The organism is Flavobacterium sp. (assembly GCF_044357305.1).
GTDB lineage: Bacteria > Bacteroidota > Bacteroidia > Flavobacteriales > Flavobacteriaceae > Flavobacterium.
Map to the genome: position 1 here is coordinate 232,495 of NZ_JBIKPS010000002.1, position 17,259 is coordinate 249,753.

The window sequence follows — 17,259 nt, forward strand, 5'->3', positions numbered from 1 at the left end:
GAGTTATTTATTTTTTAATTCAATAAGAATACCTTATTTTTTTATTAAAATAATAGATTATTTAACAAATTAATTATTTGGTGATTAAAATAAAAGAGAGTACTTTTGTTAAATAATATCGTAATAAGGATTCACAAAACCTTTTCCTAATTTAAACTCAAAATTTAAATTAGGATTCATTTTATAATTAAAATATCGAATAACAGTCCATAAAAAGTAGAGAAATTATTTATCTTATAGTTTCGTTTGCTTTTATATTATTTGAAAATTACTAATTTTAAGATTAGTATTGTGCGTCCTATAATTGAATATTTTTTAATGGTAATGGTTTAATAGCATTTATTTGATGTTGAAAATTCGCTGATTCTTTAATTTTATTAGGGTAAAGGCTTAATAAATAGGCGCCTTATAAATAGGTGTTAAGTCCTAAATAAGTAGCAAAGGCGGAGTGATTTTTACTATTCAAATATTTTTTTATAAAAAAACCTGTATGCGTAATGCTATGAAAAGTGGTTTTGTTATTTTGCGAAATTTGAAAATTCAAATAAAAAAATAATGCATAATGAATAAGCCTAATCAACTTTGGACTGAAGAAATCCAATCTGAAAACTCACTTTTCTCAGTAAATGTAAAGGAGTTATGGCGTTATAGGGATTTATTATTAATGTTGGTAAAAAAAGATTATATTACTTTCTATAAACAAACCATATTAGGGCCAATTTGGTTTTTTATTCAACCTATTTTAACAACTTTGATATATGTGTTACTATTTGGACAAATAGCTAAATTATCTACCGATGGTACTCCACAAATAGCTTTCTACTTATCGGGCATTACTATATGGAATTATTTTTCAGAGACTTTAACTAAAACTTCTACAGTTTTTAAGGATAATGCTGCAGTATTAGGAAAAGTATATTTCCCTAGGTTGATAATGCCATTATCTATTGTGGTTTCCGGCTTAATGAAGTTTGTTATACAATTCGCTCTTTTTGTGGCAGTGGTACTTTATTATACTTTTGCAAAAAATACGCTACACCCTAATTTGTGGGTATTGGCAACCCCTTTGTTACTAGTGTTAATGGCTAGTTTTTCTTTGGGATTGGGAATGATTTTCTCCTCATTAACAACTAAGTATAAAGATTTAGTTTTTCTACTTTCTTTTGGAATTCAGTTGTTTATGTATGCAACTCCGGTGGTTTTCTCTAGAACTTCCTTCCCCGAACAATACCAATGGATTTTAAATTTGAATCCGTTAACCGGTATTTTTGAATGCTTCCGATATGGCTTTTTAGGTTCTGGTAGTTTTAATCCTAATAGTTTGTTGCTTAGTTCTGGTTTTATTTTGGCCATACTAATTTTAGGAGTATTAATCTTCAATAAAGTAGAGAAAAGTTTTATGGATACAGTATAGTAGGAAGTAGGAAGTAGGGAGTTGGAAGTAGGAAGTAGGAAGGATTGAAGTATTATAAGAAAATTACTTTAAAAGTATAAAAAATATAGAATGAAGCAGTTAGCTATAAAAGCTGAAAATATTTCCAAACAATACCGACTTGGACAAGTGGGGACTGGGACTTTAAGTCACGACTTGAATCGTTTTTGGAGTAGGGTAAGAGGAAAAGAAGATCCTTATTTGCAAATTGGTGATGCAAACGATCGAGCTATTAAAGGAGAAAGTGATTACGTTTGGTCCTTACAGGATATTAATTTTGAAATTGAACAAGGCGATGCAGTTGGGATTATTGGCAGAAACGGTGCGGGTAAAAGTACCTTGCTTAAACTATTAAGCAAAGTTACTAAACCTACCACAGGAAGATTTAAGATAAACGGCCGAATTGCATCTCTATTAGAGGTTGGTACAGGGTTTAATCCTGAAATGACTGGTCGTGAAAATATTTATTTAAACGGTGCTATTTTAGGTATGCGCCATGCTGAAATTACTAGAAAGTTAGATGAAATTATTGCTTTTAGTGGAGTAGAACGTTATATAGATACACCCGTAAAAAGATATTCCTCAGGAATGTATGTACGCTTAGCATTTGCGGTTGCAGCCCATTTAGAAAGTGAAATATTGATTGTAGATGAAGTCTTAGCGGTAGGAGATGCTGAATTTCAAAAGAAATGCCTTGGCAAAATGGGGGACGTAAGTAAATCCGAAGGAAGAACAGTTTTGTTTGTGAGTCATAATATGGCTGCCGTGCAAAATTTATGCACTAGAGGAATATTATTAGATAAAGGAAATTGTGTTGCATACGATTCGGTTAATTCGTTAATTGATAATTATGTGAAATTATATGATGTGTCAAATGAAAAAACATACATTGATTTTGAACCAAAAAACGCGGAATGCTATATCAACAGAGTAGAAGTTTTTGGTAGTCAAGACACAAAGGTTTCTAATTTTATAATGGGAGATGAAATAACTATTAAAGTTTTTGTAAAATTGAATTCGACATTGGATGATATTAAATCTAGCATAATCATTTCAAATAACTTTGGTTTAGAGCTAATTGCAATTCGAAGTTTTGAAATGTCCAATAGTAAATTCGCATCGGATAAAGATTTTCATTTTAATGTTACTATTAGAGATTTAAAATTAATGCCTGGAAAATATAACATCACTATTGGTCTTGCAAATAGACAAAACACTATTGAAATAAAAAGTAACTGTTTAAGCTTTAGTATTATTGAGGGTGATATTTATCAAACAGGAAAAATACCTTCGGGTAATTATGTAGTATTTTCAAATAATTCAAAATGGGAATTGGTAAAAGATTAAAAAATAAAATCATCAATAAATTAAGGTACTTGATTTTGTATCAAGAGCCACCGCCCTATTTAATTACGGATAGTTTTAAAATAATTGCTGGAAATAAAAGTTACCATAACGGTAATTTTAAAATAAAAGGAAATGGCCAATTTCAAATTGGTAATTATTGTGCTATTGGAGAAAATTTAAAAGTAATACTCTCCAATCATAATTATACACTTCCTTCCATTCAATACAGCTTGTATTTTGAAAATTTTAAAGAATATCCAATTAAATTTTCTAAAACGAATACTATTAAGATTGGAAATGATGTGTGGATAGGTGATGATGTAACACTATTGCCAAATATTAATATAGGTGATGGCGTATGTATTGGTGCTGGATCAATAGTTACAAAAGACGTTCCAGATTATGCAATAGTAGCTGGGAATCCTGCTAGAATTATAAAATATAGATTCAATGAAAAACAAATTTCCTACCTTAAAAAAACGCAATGGTGGCTTTGGGACGATAAAAAGATATCTGAAAATAGGGATTTCTTTTTTAATATACCGAATGAGCAATAAACCTAAAGTATTTTGGTGGACTTTTCAAGATTTTCATAAATACAGAGAAGAAAACAAAGAGAATTTTGGAGATATTATAACACCATACTTAGTTGAAAAATTAACTGGAAGGGTGCCAATATTATTTGATCCCAATTTCATTTTGGCCAAATATATTAAGCATTCTATAATGGTAGGAAGTATTTTAGAAATTTCAAATCCTAATACAATTGTATGGGGAACAGGAATTGTTGATGAAAAAGGAATCATTAGAGGAGGTGATTTTAAAGCGGTAAGAGGATTTAAAACGATTAAAAGATTAAGAAGCCTTGGATATAAAGTACCAGATATAGTTGGAGATCCTGCGTTGCTTTTGCCATTAATTTATAGAAATACAAAAAGTAAAAAATATAAATATGGAGTTGTTTGTCATTATGTAGATTTTGAAGAAATTAAAACAATTTATGATGGCAATAAAGACATTTTGATAATTAATTTATTGACAGAAAATATAGAGCTGGTAATTGATGCTATTCTAAAATGTGAAAAAATTATATCCACTTCATTACACGGAATAATAGTTGCAAATGCCTATAATATTGAAGCTAAGTGGTGGAAATTTTCAGATAAATTGTCAGGAAGTAACGTTAAATTTTATGATTATTTTGAATCGTTAGGTGTCTATAATGTTCAGTTTTGTGAGAGTAAAACTATTGATAATGAATTGTTAAGCGATTCAGGTTTTTATTTGCCCGAAAAAAATAGAATTAATGAAGTTCAGAAAGGGCTAATAACAAGTTTTCCATATAAAATACAAAATAAAAAGGTTAAAGAATTTTTAAAAATTTAAAAAAGGAACAAGGTTTTGAAATTTCAAAACAAAGATTATAAAAAAGAGTAAAGTGATAAAATTAAGTATAATAATTCCGATTTTTAATGCTGAAAAATACTTGTTAAATTGTATTAAAAGTACTTTGAAACAAGATTTATCCAAATCGGAATATGAAATAATATTAATTAATGATGGATCAACCGATGGTTCAGAAGATATTATATTACAATTTACTGAAGTTCATGAAAATATTATTTATTTAAAACAAACTAATAAGGGAGTGTCCTCGGCAAGAAATTTAGGATTATCCATTGCAAGAGGGAATTATGTAACTTTTATAGACGCCGATGATACTATCAATGAAAATACTTTAGGTTCAGTTGTTAAAGCTGCAATTAAAGAAAATTTAGACATTTTGTATTTGAATTTAACCTATTGTGATAGTAAGGGAATATTTATTGAAGATTCTCCAAAAGTCGGATCGGATGAATTAGTTCATAATGGGTTTGTACATGAAAGAAGAACTTTTATTTCAACCCTTTATAAAAAAGAATTAATAAAAAACATCTATTTCATCCCGGGGATTATTGTTGGGGAAGACACGGTTTTTAATGCTATGGCCCAATCGAAAGCACAGCGCTGTAGCTATTTTTCATTACCCTATTACAACTATTTTCAACATGCTAATTCAGCGAGTAATAAGACTAAAAGTGAAAAAGTTTTTAATGGATGTTTGATTGCTATACAAAAATTGGAGGAGTTTAAAATTCAAAATTTTCCAAATCCAAAAGCTATGGAAGAGGAATATTTTAATAAAGTAAAATTAATTTTTCTTCAAAGATTATTAGATTGGAACATCATGCCAACGCTGCATAAAAAAAGGTTTTTAAGAGTTAAATTGTTTTTGAAAGAAAATAAATTAACCTATTTAGAAGATTTGATTTCTAAACAATATAAATTTTTTAATAAGTCATTCTTTCTGTTTTTTATTTTTCATTTTTTAGAAAAAACACGACTTTATTTTAAAATGATTTTAAAAAACACAAAAAAGAAAATTAGTGAATTCGATAAGATATAAAGCATGCGATTACTTTTAGTTTAAAAATACAATAGATTATGATTCCATTTAATAAAGTACATACTACAGGAAAAGAAATTCAATACTTGGGTGAAGCTATTGCTAATGGCAAACTTTCTGGAAATGGTCCATTTACCGTACTTTGTCAAACTTTCTTTGAGGAAAAGTATGGTATTAAAAAAGCTTTGTTAACGACTTCCGGTACCGATGCGTTAGAAATGTGTGCCTTACTTGCAAATATTCAAACTTCCGATGAGGTGATAATGCCTAGTTATACTTTTGTTTCTACAGCTTTACCCTTTTTACGGCAAGGAGCTAAAGTAGTTTTTGCCGATTCGTATTCTAATAATCCTAATATAGATGCTGGTTCTATTGAAGCTTTAATTACACCTAATACTAAAGCTATTGTTATAGTGCATTATGCCGGAATTGCTTGTGATATGGATGCCATTATGAATCTTGCAAGCCGTTATAATTTATTGGTTATTGAAGATGCTGCGCAAGCTATTGATAGTTATTATACTAATAAAAAAGGAATTAAAAAAGCTTTAGGTTCTATTGGACATTTGGCAGCATTTTCTTTTCATGAAACTAAAAATATAATTTCAGGGGAAGGCGGATTACTAGCAATTAACGACGAAAGATTTATTAAAAGATCCGAAATTATTTGGGAAAAAGGAACCAATAGGGCTGAGTTTTTTAGAGGAGAAGTCAATAAATACGGGTGGGTAGATATAGGTTCTTCCTTTTTGCCTTCCGAATTAATTGCTGCTTTTTTATGGGCACAATTTGAAAGTTTAGATGCTATTCAAGAAAAAAGAAAATTAATATGGAATACCTACAATAGAATATTTTCAGATAAAAACATAAAAGACATTCAACTGCCTTTTGTTCCAGAATATGCAAGCCACAATGCTCATGCTTTTTTTATTGTTACAAAAGACTTAGAACATCGAAATCGACTAATAACTAAGTTGAAAAATGCAGGTTTTACCGCTGTTTTTCATTATTTATCGCTTCATGCAAGTGATTATTTTAAAGGCAAACACGACGGACGAAATTTACCAAATAGTGACAAATTTACCGATTGTTTATTGCGACTGCCTTTGTTTTATGATTTGGATATCAATTGTATAACGCAAATAGTTAATCAATGTGCCTAAAAATACTTTAATAATATGAATCCATTAATAAGTATCATCGTTCCAGTATATAACACTGCCAATTATTTGGACCAGTGTGTTACCTCTTTATTACAACAAACATATTCCAATTGTGAATTTATTTTTATTAATGATGGTTCCACTGATTGTAGTTTGTTTATTCTTGAAAAATATAAAGCTAAAGACTCTAGAATTCGCATCATAAATCAAGAAAACAAAGGGGTAAGTGTTGCTAGAAATAAAGGTTTAGAAATAGCCAAGGGCACCTATATTGGTTTTGTGGATAGTGATGATTGGATTGAAAAGCATTTGTATTCTGTATTATTAGAAGCTATAGAAACTTATTCGTGTGACTTGGTTGTGTCTAACATGAAAACCTATTTCAATGAAAAAGAAGTTATTACCTCCTACAATTTTACCAAAAATATAACTTTAGATAGTGATTATATTAAAGACACCATTTTACCTTATTTATTAGAAAACGATGATTTATTTTCCTCATGCAATAAGCTATTTAAAGCTTCTATCATAAAAGAAAATAACATTCAATTTCCTCCAAAAAATGCTTTGAGTGAAGACAATATTTTTAATATGTTGTATTTTAATATAATTCAATCAATGGTTTATATAGATTATACTGGTTATAATTATAGAGAAGTAGAGGGAAGTGCTACCCGAAATGTAGTGCAACACAATTATTTTCAAAATATATTGCTAATGTATCATTTTGATTATAAATCAAGTATGAAACTAAAATTTTCCGAAGAAGAAATCCAACAAATTAAAGCGATTAAATTTTTAAAAAATGTTGTCTCATTAGTGCATATTTATTTTAATCCTTCTAATAAATTAAGTTTCAAAGAGAGGTATTCCTTTGTTAAGGAAATGATTAATAATGAAGAGGTTCAAAATGAGATTCGTCACCATTTTGGGTTGTTGTTCAAAAACAGCAATAGATACGATAAATTTTTACTTAAATCCATAAAACAGAAATCTACACTCAAACTACATTTGGCAACCATGTACAGTAGATATAAAAATAGATAGACTATGAAAATATTAATGTTTTATCATGGAGGTAGTAATAATAGAGGTTGCGAAGCTATAGTGCGATCGGGAGTTGCTTTGATTAAAAAACAAATTCCAAACGCCAAAGTTGATTTGGCTTCTTGGAAACCCGAAACGGATGTTATTATTCCGCTTATTGATACCATTTATCTAGATAGAGCAAAATCAATAAAAAAGTTTTCCTTGCAATGGATGCAATGTGTTCTCCAATATAAACTCTTTCAAAATGAAAATTATGCGTTCCGAGTAATACATTCAGATCTAATAAAATTAATTCCAAATTATGATATAATCCTTTCTATAGGTGGCGATAATTATTGTTATGGAGAACAACCTGGCATCTATGAAATTGACCGAAATGTAAAAAATGCAGGAAAGAAACTTGTGCTATGGGGAGCATCCATTGGAGAGGAGGATTTATCCGATTCAAAATTGGAAGACCTTAAATTATTCGATTTAATTCTTGCTAGAGAATCTCTTACCTATGAAATACTAACAAATCATGGTTTAACCAATGTAGAACTTTGTGCTGACGGTGCTTTTACTATGGATAAAGAAGAATTACCATTGCCACTAGGATGGCAAGTAGGCAATACTCTCGGTTTTAATTTTAGTCCATTAGTATGGAAAAAGAATAAAGATTCTCACCAAGCAGCATTTAATTTGGTACAGCATATTTTAGAAACAACCATTATGACTATTGCTTTTACGCCCCATGTTATTGAAGAAGGGAACGATGACTATGCTTGTTTACAAGATTTTTATAACGAATTTAAAAATACGGGCAGGGTTGTATTATTGCCAAACAATTTGAATGCTATTCAATATAAAGGATATATTTCTCGAATGCGATTTTTTATCGGAGCTCGAACTCATGCAACTATTGCGGCTTATTCTACTTTAATTCCAACTATGGTGTTAGGTTATAGCGTGAAATCAAAAGGAATAGCTAAAGATATTTTTGGGGAAGAAAAACTAGTTTTAAACCTAAAAGAAATATCGGATAGTTCTAAATTAATTGAAAAGTTTCAAGAAATGGTTCGAGACGAAGAAGAAGTTATTCAAACATTGGCGAACAACATCCCAAGAATTAAAGAAATGTCAAAAAAAGCTGCAATTTATCTTTCCCAAATTTAAATAATGAAAAAAAAGATTCTTTTTGTAATTCCCAGTTTAGATGCTGGAGGAGCCGAAAAAAGTTTGATTAATTTGCTTAATGCAATGGATTATTCTCTTTTTGATGTTACTGTATTAGTATTTCACGGCAAAGGAATTTTCTTAAAATCTATTCCGAAAAGCGTCAAATTAATTACTGTATATGGAGACTTTCTATATTTTTCTGAATCAATTTTTACCTCTGTTTGTGAATTTTTAAAACAAGGAAAGTTTACTTTAGCAATACATAGAATTTTCTTCTTTTTGAAAAACAAAATTGAAAAAAACACCTCCAAAGCCGAACAAGTATCTTGGAAGCATTTAAGTAAAGCAATTCCAGAATTGAAAGAAGAATATGATGCTGCAATTGGCGCATTAGAAAAATCATCCATTTATTATGTGGTCGAAAAAGTAAAAGCCAAAACCAAAATTGGTTGGATTCACACCAATTATTCTAATTCTGGGATGCAAAAAGATTTTGACCTTCCTTTTTTTGAAAGATTAAATTACATGGTCACAATTTCCGAGGAATGTAAAGACGATTTAAACTTCAATTTTCCTAATATTAAAGATAAAATAAAAGTAATTCACAATATTGTTTCACCTAAATTAATTAAAGAACTTTCGGAGGAGAAAATTGTAGATTCTAAATTTGATACTACGGCATTAAGTATTCTAACTATAGCACGATTGAGCAAAGAAAAAGGTATCGATTTTGCATTGGAAGCCGCATTGCAACTGGTGAAAATGGGAAAATATTTTAAATGGTATATTATAGGCGAAGGTGACGAAAGGGTCTATTTAGAAACTAAAATAAAAGAATATCAATTAGAAAACAGTTTTATCTTATTAGGACTAAAAGACAATCCGTATCCGTATGTAAAACAATCTTTTTTATATGTACAGCCTTCTCGATACGAAGGAAAATCACTTGCTATAGACGAAGCTAAAATTTTAAGTAAACCCATAATTACTACTAATTATCCAACTGCAAAAGATCAGATTGATCATGGAGTTAACGGAATTATATGTGAAATGAATCCAATGGCGTTAGCACAACAAATTTTAGCTTTAACAGAGAATCCAAATCTAATTGAAAAATTCATTTTTAATTTAAAAGAAATGAATTTAAGTACCGAAACCGAAATTACTAATTTCTATAAATTAATTTATGGCACAGCTTAAAAAAAACCTTCTTTTTGTAATGGGTAATTTGCGATGTGGAGGAGCCGAAAAGTCGTTAATTTCTTTACTTCAAACAATTGATTATGATCTGTATAATATAGATTTGCAGTTGTTTTCTGTTGAAGGTTTGTTTCTAAAACAAGTAAATTCCAAAGTTACTATATTGCCTCCAATAGAAGAATACCATTATTTTGATATGTCCCTTTCGAAAGCACTTTTTCAAGCATTAAAAATAGGAAGATGGGATATAATTTATAATAGAATTATTGCGGGTTATATTTTTAAAACCGAAAAAAATCTCTCTAGATGTGAACAACGAGTTTGGAAATACATAAGCAAATGTGTGAAAAAATCTTCCAAAAAATACGATGCAGTTTTTGGTTTTTTAGAAAAATCTCCCGTTTATTATGCCGTTGAAAAAGTAGATGCTGTTAGAAAAATAGGTTTTATCCATAATGATTATGAAAAATTAGAAATGGATAAAAACAGTGATCTTCCTTATTTTGAAAAATTAAATTATATAGTAACCGATTCTAAAGAATGTAAAGAAGTTTTGGTGCAGAATTTCCCAAGTTGTAAAGATAAAATTAAAATCATTTTCAATATTGTTTCTCCAAAACTAATTCGTAAATTAGCTATAGAACCAATTCGATATCATTTCCCAAACGGATTAAAAATTGTTTCTATTGGTAGATTAGAAAACCAAAAAGGGTATGATTTTGCTGTAGATGCCTTAAAAATAGTGAAAGAGGCAGGGTATGATTTTCATTGGATTATTTTGGGAGAAGGGATTGAAAAACAAAGATTAGTGCAACAAATAGCTAAAAATAATTTAGTTGAAAATGTCAGCTTTGTTGGAATAAAAGAAAATCATTATCCATACGTAAAGATGGCGGATATTTTTATGCAAACGTCACGTTTTGAAGGAAAATCTATTGCTATTGATGAAGCTAAAATAGTAGGTAAACCCATATTGGTGACTAATTTCAGCACAGTAAACGATCAAATAACGCATAAAGAAACCGGATATATAACGGAAATGAATCCGCAATCCATAGCCGAAGGAGTGATTGAATTACTCCAAAACGAAAACTTGCGAAAGCAATTATCTGAAAATTTGTCTAAATTGACTTTAGGCACTGAAAGTGAGATTGAAAAAATTTATGAACTACTATTATAATCTAATAATTGTAAATTTTTTCAATCGCTTGAAATAAGAGTTTATCCATGATTAAGAACAGTTAAAAGCCAATAAAATGCCTCAAATGACACCTAATGTGAATACAGATTTAGCAGGAAATAATTGATATGTTGTATAATAATACTTTAGTTTTTATTCTATTATTTCTATTTGTAGTAATTGCAATAGATATAATTCCCCAATGGTACACTTGGCAAAGTCGCATCTATATTGGTAGGTATGCTAATAGAGAAATATGGACTGAAAAAGTAATGCGTAAAGCTATACAATGGTTGAAAAATACGCCAACAATACAACTTACCGATAATAAACGATTAATTATTATTGATATTCTTAAAGGAAATTATAAACGCACTGCTATCCAGCATTGGCAAAAAGCTGCTCTAATTCTTGGATTGACCGAATGTTATAAAAAAACAAAAAATACTCTGTGCCGAAAAGAAGTAGATGCTTTTTTAAAATCTAATTTTCCAAACGGAAATTGGAGAGAAAAACCAACAGAAATTGATGGGGTTATTTTAGCCTATGCAATATTAAACATTCCTTGGATTAATCACGATAATTACAAATCCGTTTATGATACTGCTTATCAGTTGGTACAGGATTTGGTTGGAACCGATGGTACTGTAGCTTATAGAAAATACACAACAGATTATCGTTTTGTGGATACCATTGGATTTATCTGCCCATTTTTAGTATTATATGGAGTCAAGTTTAATAAGCCAGAAGCCATCGATTTATCCATAAAACAAATTACCACATTTAATGAAAACGGATTGTTATCCAATACCAACATTCCATGCCATACCTATAATATAAAGACTAATTTACCTGTTGGGTTATTTGGTTGGGGAAGGGGAATGGGTTGGTATGCTATTGGATTAATTGATGCCTGGAGTATTTTACCATCCGAAAATTCTTATAAAAAAGTATTAGAACTCAGTGTAATTTCTTTTGCCAAAACTGCAATAACCTTTCAAAATGAAAATGGCAGTTGGTCTTGGATTGTTTTAGATAAATCCGCCAGAATGGATTCTTCTACTACGGCTACTTTAGCCTGGTTTTTAGCAAATGCTTCCTCTATTGAATCTATTTCTACGATTTGTATACCTGCTAAAGAAAAAGCATTAGAATATCTTAAATCGGTTACTAGAAGAGATGGCGCCATTGATTTTTCACAAGGTGATACTAAGGCCATTGGAATACATTCTAATGAATTTGATATTTTGCCCTTTACGCAAGGGTTTTGTTTGCGTACAATTTATTATAATTAGTTCAAATATAATTTAATACAAAGTAAAAAGAAAAGTGAACCAAGACTCTCGTATATCCAATTCCATTAAAAACATTTCGTTTGGCCTTTTGGCGCAAGTGGTTCAAATGCTATTTGGATTTGTAACGCGTACCATTTTTATTAAATATTTATCAGTAGAATATCTAGGAGTAAATGGTCTTTTCACTAATATTCTTGCCTTACTTTCCTTAACTGAAATGGGTATTTCAAGTGTGCTTCTTTATTCTTTATATAAGTCCTTGGCTGAAAAAGAGGAAAGAAAAATTGCAAGTGTAATCAATTTTTTTAAAGAAATATACTATAAAATAGCTACAATAGTGGCCGTTATTGGCTTGTTTCTTTTATTCTTTTTGCATGATATTGTTCAAAATCCCTCAGTTCCTTTAGCTCGAGATTTGAATATTATTTACTTGCTATTTCTGTTCAATACAGTTTCTAGCTATTTTTTCTATCATAAAATTTCATTATTTAATGCAGATCAAAATGGTTATATAATATCTATTTGCAATGCTTTGGTTTTTGTTGTTCAAAATGTTATACAAATTTTTTTACTTGTAGTTTTCAAAAATTTCATTTTATATTTAATAGTACAATCGATTTTTCAACTTTCAGGAAACTTAATTATCTCATTGTTAGTTAATAAGTATTATCCTTTTTTAAAGAAATATAAAAAGGAAAAAGTGGACGAAAACACTAAGAAAAATATTTTTTCTAATGTAAAATCAACCGCTTTGGTTAAAATTGGAGGTTTATTGGTTAATAGTACCGATAATTTAATTTTAAATTATTTTTCCGGACTTGCAATGGTAGGTTTATTGTCCAATTATAATTTGCTTATTGGGTTGGCATCGGGTCTTATTGTGCAGGTTTTTTCCAGTTTAACGGGAAGTATTGCCAATGTTAACGTAACAGAAAATATAGAAAAGCGCTCTTTCATATTTAATTCTATAAATTTTGCAAACTTCTGGCTTTACGGATTTTTTTCAATTGGAATATTGGTATTGATAAACGATTTTATTACGATTTGGATTGGAACTAAATTTATTTTATCCTTTCCTGTAGTTGTTGCTTTGACGGTTAATTTTTATATGTACGGCATGCAAAATGCAGTTTGGACCTACAAATCTACGTTTGGTTTTTTTAAACAAGGTCAATATTTAGTGATTCTTACAGCAATAATTAATTTGTGTTTGTCTTTTTTGTTAGGTAAAGAACTTGGTTTATTAGGAATTTTAATTGCAACGGCATTGGCACGTTTAATTACAAATGCTTGGTACGATCCTTATATTGTGCTTAAATTAGGGTTGAATAAAAACCCAACGGAGTATTTGAAAAAATATTTTTTATATTTAATTATACTCACAACTTCCTTTTTAGTAATTAGTTTTATAGCTAATTATTTGCCATTTAACTTGCGTGTTAATTTTGGATGTAAATTAATCCTTTGCCTAATTATTCCAAACCTATTTATTTATTACTATTTTAAATCTTCCCAAGAATTAAGATATTTTAAATCGGTTTTATATTTAATAATTTTCAAAAAGAAATAAATACAGATGAAATTATTATACATAACTAACGGAATTAAAGGCGCCGCAGGACTTGAAAGAGTCTTAGCAATAAAAGCTAGTTACCTTGCGGATGTTTTGGGTTATGAAGTGCATATTTTAGTTTTAAATCATCATAATGCATCTTTGTTTTATGAGTTTAGTTCTAAAATTATTTTACATGATATTTCCGTTTTTGGGAATCCATATCCATATCTTAAAAAATATAGTTTAGGCATAAAAAATCTGGTAAACAAAATACAACCCGATATTATTTCTGTTTGCGATGATGGGTTAAAAGGCTTCTTTGTTCCGAAATTAGTATCCAAAAAAACAGTAATAATTTATGAACGTCATGTTTCCAAAATAATAGAAATTGGAGTTGATGCTTCTTTTTTTAAGAAAGCTAAAGTTTCCATTAAGTTTTTAATAATGAATTATTTGGCGAAAAGCTTTGATAAATTTATAGTGCTTACTGAAGATAATATTTCAGAATGGAATTTAAAAAACCTCAAGGTAATCGCTAACCCTTTATCTTTTTATCCCAAACAATCTGCTTTATTAAATAATAAAAAAGTTATTGCTGTTGGAAAGCAAGGAATTCAAAAGGGATTTGATCGATTACTTCAATCTTGGAAGATAGTGCAGCAAAAGTATCCCGATTGGGAGCTTTCAATTTACGGAAAATACGACCCTAAATCCAATTTAGTTTCTTTAGCAAAACAATTACGTATTGAGAATTCGGTTCATTTTTTTGAACCAGTAAAAAATGTAGAAGAAAAGTTATTAGAATCTTCCATTTTTGCATTTTCTTCAAGATTTGAGGGATTTGGAATGGTATTAATTGAAGCGATGGCTTGTGGAGTTCCTTGTGTTTCTTTCGATTGCCCATGCGGACCCACTAGCATTATAAAAGATAATGAAGACGGTTTTTTAGTTGCAAATGGGGATACAGATGCTTTTGCAAATAAACTTATGGAACTCATCCAAAAGGATGAAAAACGAATATTAATGGGGCAGGCGGCCAAAGAAAATGTAAAACGATATTTACCCGAAACAATAATGCCACAATGGGATAAATTATTTAAAGAATTAATACAATGAAAAACATTCTTTTAATAATGCCTTACGGAGGTGTTGGCGGTATGGAACGCTTAGCTCTTAATTTTTATAACCAATATAAAAAGAAAGGTTGTACCGTAAAAGTATTGAAAATCATCCAATTAAATTCGGATATTGTTCGTTTTGGAGAGAATGAAATAGCCTTGTCAACAATAGATTTTATTGAGATGCCGTTTTGGAAGCGCTTTTGGTTTTATTGCAAAATTCCTTTTTTGATTCATCATATTATTAAAAAAAATAAGATCACGCATTCAATCTCTTTTGGAGATATGGCTAATGTGTTTAGTTCCTTAAGTTTTTCTAAAGAGTTTAAGGTCGCGAGTATTCATTCTTTTAAAAGTATTGAGTTTAAAGAAAAGAATTTTCTCAATAAAATTTTTAAATTGGCTTATAAAACAACTTACTTTTTCTTTAATAAAGTCGTTTGTATTAGTGAAACAGTCAAATTGGATTTAATAAAAAATTGCGGATTTAAATTCCAAAATAAATTGAAAGTACTCTATAATCCACATGATTTTGAAGCAATAGATAGGTTGTCCGATGAGCATTTAGAATCTGTTTTTGAAGAAGAATTATTTCAAAATAAAGTCATTTTGTTTTTAGGTAGATTGACCTTAGTTAAAGCGCCATGGCATTTAATAAAAGCTTTTAGTTTATTGAAAAACCTAGATAATTCAATGAAATTGGTCTTTATTGGTGATGGTGATGAAGGCTTAACTAATTACCTTTTAGAACTAACTGTAAAATTAGGAATAAAAGAAAACGTCGTCTTTTTAGGAAGAAAATCCAATCCGTATCCGTATTTAAAAAGGGCTTCCATTTTAGCTTTGACTTCGTATTATGAAGGAACACCAAATGTAATTGTTGAAGCAATTGCTACAGAAACCCCAATTGTTACCTCCAATTGCACCGATGGTATTTTGGAATTAATGAGTACTAAAAAACAAATTATACAGGAAGATTTTATTCTTACAGAAAGTGGTATTATAACCCCTAGTTTTTATAAAGGGCGTTTGGATATTCCGTTAGATGAAACGGTAACTAATGAAGAAATTATTTTTTCAAAAGCAATAAATAAAGTTCTATTTCAAGACGATTATGTTTCTGTAATTAAAAAAAATAAGGAGCAATTACTATCTAAATTTAATTTAGAAACTATTGCAGCTAATTACCTTTCTTAATAAATATTAAATTTTATAAATTGATTATATTTTTTCCTGTGGCTAATTATTCTCTAATTTATTACAACTTTTTGCTTGTAATAACCCTTCTCGTTTTCATTAAAAGTTGGACCAATACTCTAGAATCTCCCGAAAATTTAATGATGAAAAACTTTTTAGGATTTATACTCCTTTTTGTTATATTGTTATTTATCGGCTTCCGACCAATTAATTTCCGATTTGGAGATATGGTTATTTATAATATTGAATTTGAAAAATACGTCAATGGAGCAGCTTTTGATACTAAAAAAGAGTTTTTGTTTGAAAGCTTTAAATATTTTTTTGCCAAAAATTTTAGTGCGACTAGTTTCTTTTTTGTTTGCGCTTTTTTATACATTACTCCATTGTACTTTGCAACAAAAAAACTATTTGTAGATTATTCTTTTTATGCTTTTTTTCTTTTAGTTATCTCCTTCTCTTTTTGGGCTTATGCAACCAATGGGATTAGAAACGGCATTGCAACATCACTTTTTATATTTGCTATTACAAGAGATTCTAAAATAATTAAATGGTCAATTTTACTTGCAATTATTTTTATTCATAAATCAATATTAATTACGGTAATTATATATTTATTGGTTTCAAAATTTAATTATACTAAAGCCTATTTGCTACTTTGGTTTATTTGTATTCCTTTATCATTGGTGCTTGGAAGTTTTTTGGAACAATTTTTTCTAGGATTGGGTTTTGCTGACGAAAAATTGAAAGTATACCTTGAAGGAGTTGATCAAGTTCAAGAAGGGGTAACTTTAGTAGTTGGCTTCAGGTGGGATTTTTTATTGTACAGTGCCATAGGAGTTTTTGCTAGTTGGTATTTTATTTTCATCAAAAAATTTGAAGATAAAACCTATTCCTTAATTTGTAACACCTATCTAATTTCTAATGCCTTATGGATTTTAGTTATTAGAGTTTCTTATAGTAATAGGTTTGCCTACATGTCTTGGTTTATATTGGCTTTGGTTATTATATATCCATTGTTAAAAAGTAAAATTTTCGAAAATCAACATAAAGTTATAGGGTTGATAACTTTATTTTATTTTTCGTTTACTTATTTATTTGATTTTATTTTAAATTAAAAA

The 17,259-nt window shown here is 29.2% G+C and carries 15 protein-coding genes; all 15 read left to right on the top strand.

What is annotated here, in order from left to right; translation table 11 throughout:
• Positions 1–562: 562 nt before the first annotated feature.
• The 15 genes from ACIQ2J_RS03025 to ACIQ2J_RS03095 all read left to right on the top strand — a co-directional run bounded on the left by ACIQ2J_RS03025 (position 563) and on the right by ACIQ2J_RS03095 (position 17,256).
• A complete protein-coding gene (locus ACIQ2J_RS03025; protein ID WP_396166532.1) occupies positions 563–1,414 on the top strand; it encodes an ABC transporter permease in 852 nt (283 codons plus the stop codon).
• Positions 1,415–1,504: 90 nt separating this feature from the next.
• A complete protein-coding gene (locus tag ACIQ2J_RS03030) occupies positions 1,505–2,779 on the top strand; it encodes an ABC transporter ATP-binding protein (RefSeq protein ID WP_396166534.1) in 1,275 nt (424 codons plus the stop codon).
• Positions 2,758–3,336: a CatB-related O-acetyltransferase gene (locus ACIQ2J_RS03035; protein WP_396166537.1), complete on the top strand. Its 579-nt coding sequence runs from the start codon at positions 2,758–2,760 to the stop codon at positions 3,334–3,336. Before ACIQ2J_RS03030 ends, ACIQ2J_RS03035 begins: the two co-directional genes overlap by 22 nt.
• A complete protein-coding gene (locus ACIQ2J_RS03040; protein WP_396166540.1) occupies positions 3,326–4,165 on the top strand; it encodes a polysaccharide pyruvyl transferase family protein in 840 nt (279 codons plus the stop codon). Before ACIQ2J_RS03035 ends, ACIQ2J_RS03040 begins: the two co-directional genes overlap by 11 nt.
• A gap of 52 nt (positions 4,166–4,217) precedes the next feature.
• Positions 4,218–5,225 carry a glycosyltransferase gene (locus ACIQ2J_RS03045; protein WP_396166543.1) on the top strand — a complete coding sequence of 336 codons (1,008 nt, stop codon included), beginning with the start codon at positions 4,218–4,220 and terminating at the stop codon, positions 5,223–5,225.
• 38 nt (positions 5,226–5,263) lie between these two features.
• Positions 5,264–6,388 (top strand): dTDP-4-amino-4,6-dideoxygalactose transaminase, encoded by a 1,125-nt coding sequence (rffA, locus tag ACIQ2J_RS03050; protein ID WP_396166546.1) that lies wholly within the window; start codon positions 5,264–5,266, stop codon positions 6,386–6,388.
• A gap of 15 nt (positions 6,389–6,403) precedes the next feature.
• Entirely contained in the window at positions 6,404–7,435 is a 1,032-nt protein-coding gene (locus ACIQ2J_RS03055; RefSeq protein ID WP_396166547.1) for a glycosyltransferase family 2 protein, read from the top strand.
• A 3-nt stretch (positions 7,436–7,438) separates the two neighbouring features.
• Positions 7,439–8,593 (top strand): polysaccharide pyruvyl transferase family protein, encoded by a 1,155-nt coding sequence (locus tag ACIQ2J_RS03060; protein ID WP_396166548.1) that lies wholly within the window; start codon positions 7,439–7,441, stop codon positions 8,591–8,593.
• Positions 8,594–8,596: 3 nt separating this feature from the next.
• Positions 8,597–9,796 (top strand): glycosyltransferase, encoded by a 1,200-nt coding sequence (locus ACIQ2J_RS03065; RefSeq protein WP_396166552.1) that lies wholly within the window; start codon positions 8,597–8,599, stop codon positions 9,794–9,796.
• Positions 9,783–10,976 (top strand): glycosyltransferase, encoded by a 1,194-nt coding sequence (locus tag ACIQ2J_RS03070; protein ID WP_396166554.1) that lies wholly within the window; start codon positions 9,783–9,785, stop codon positions 10,974–10,976. Before ACIQ2J_RS03065 ends, ACIQ2J_RS03070 begins: the two co-directional genes overlap by 14 nt.
• Before the next feature lie 128 nt (positions 10,977–11,104).
• Positions 11,105–12,271, top strand: a complete 1,167-nt coding sequence (locus tag ACIQ2J_RS03075) for a glycoside hydrolase family 88 protein (RefSeq protein WP_396166556.1) — start codon at positions 11,105–11,107, stop codon at positions 12,269–12,271.
• 34 nt (positions 12,272–12,305) lie between these two features.
• On the top strand, positions 12,306–13,841 hold the full coding sequence (locus tag ACIQ2J_RS03080) for a lipopolysaccharide biosynthesis protein (protein ID WP_396166558.1): 1,536 nt from the start codon (positions 12,306–12,308) through the stop codon (positions 13,839–13,841).
• A gap of 6 nt (positions 13,842–13,847) precedes the next feature.
• Positions 13,848–14,942, top strand: coding sequence for a glycosyltransferase family 4 protein (locus ACIQ2J_RS03085; RefSeq protein ID WP_396166560.1), 1,095 nt, complete (start codon positions 13,848–13,850; stop codon positions 14,940–14,942).
• Positions 14,939–16,141, top strand: a complete 1,203-nt coding sequence (locus tag ACIQ2J_RS03090) for a glycosyltransferase (protein ID WP_396166563.1) — start codon at positions 14,939–14,941, stop codon at positions 16,139–16,141. The genes ACIQ2J_RS03085 and ACIQ2J_RS03090 overlap by 4 nt, the downstream gene beginning before the upstream one ends.
• A gap of 140 nt (positions 16,142–16,281) precedes the next feature.
• Entirely contained in the window at positions 16,282–17,256 is a 975-nt protein-coding gene (locus tag ACIQ2J_RS03095) for an EpsG family protein (RefSeq protein ID WP_396166567.1), read from the top strand.
• Positions 17,257–17,259 lie beyond the last annotated feature (3 nt).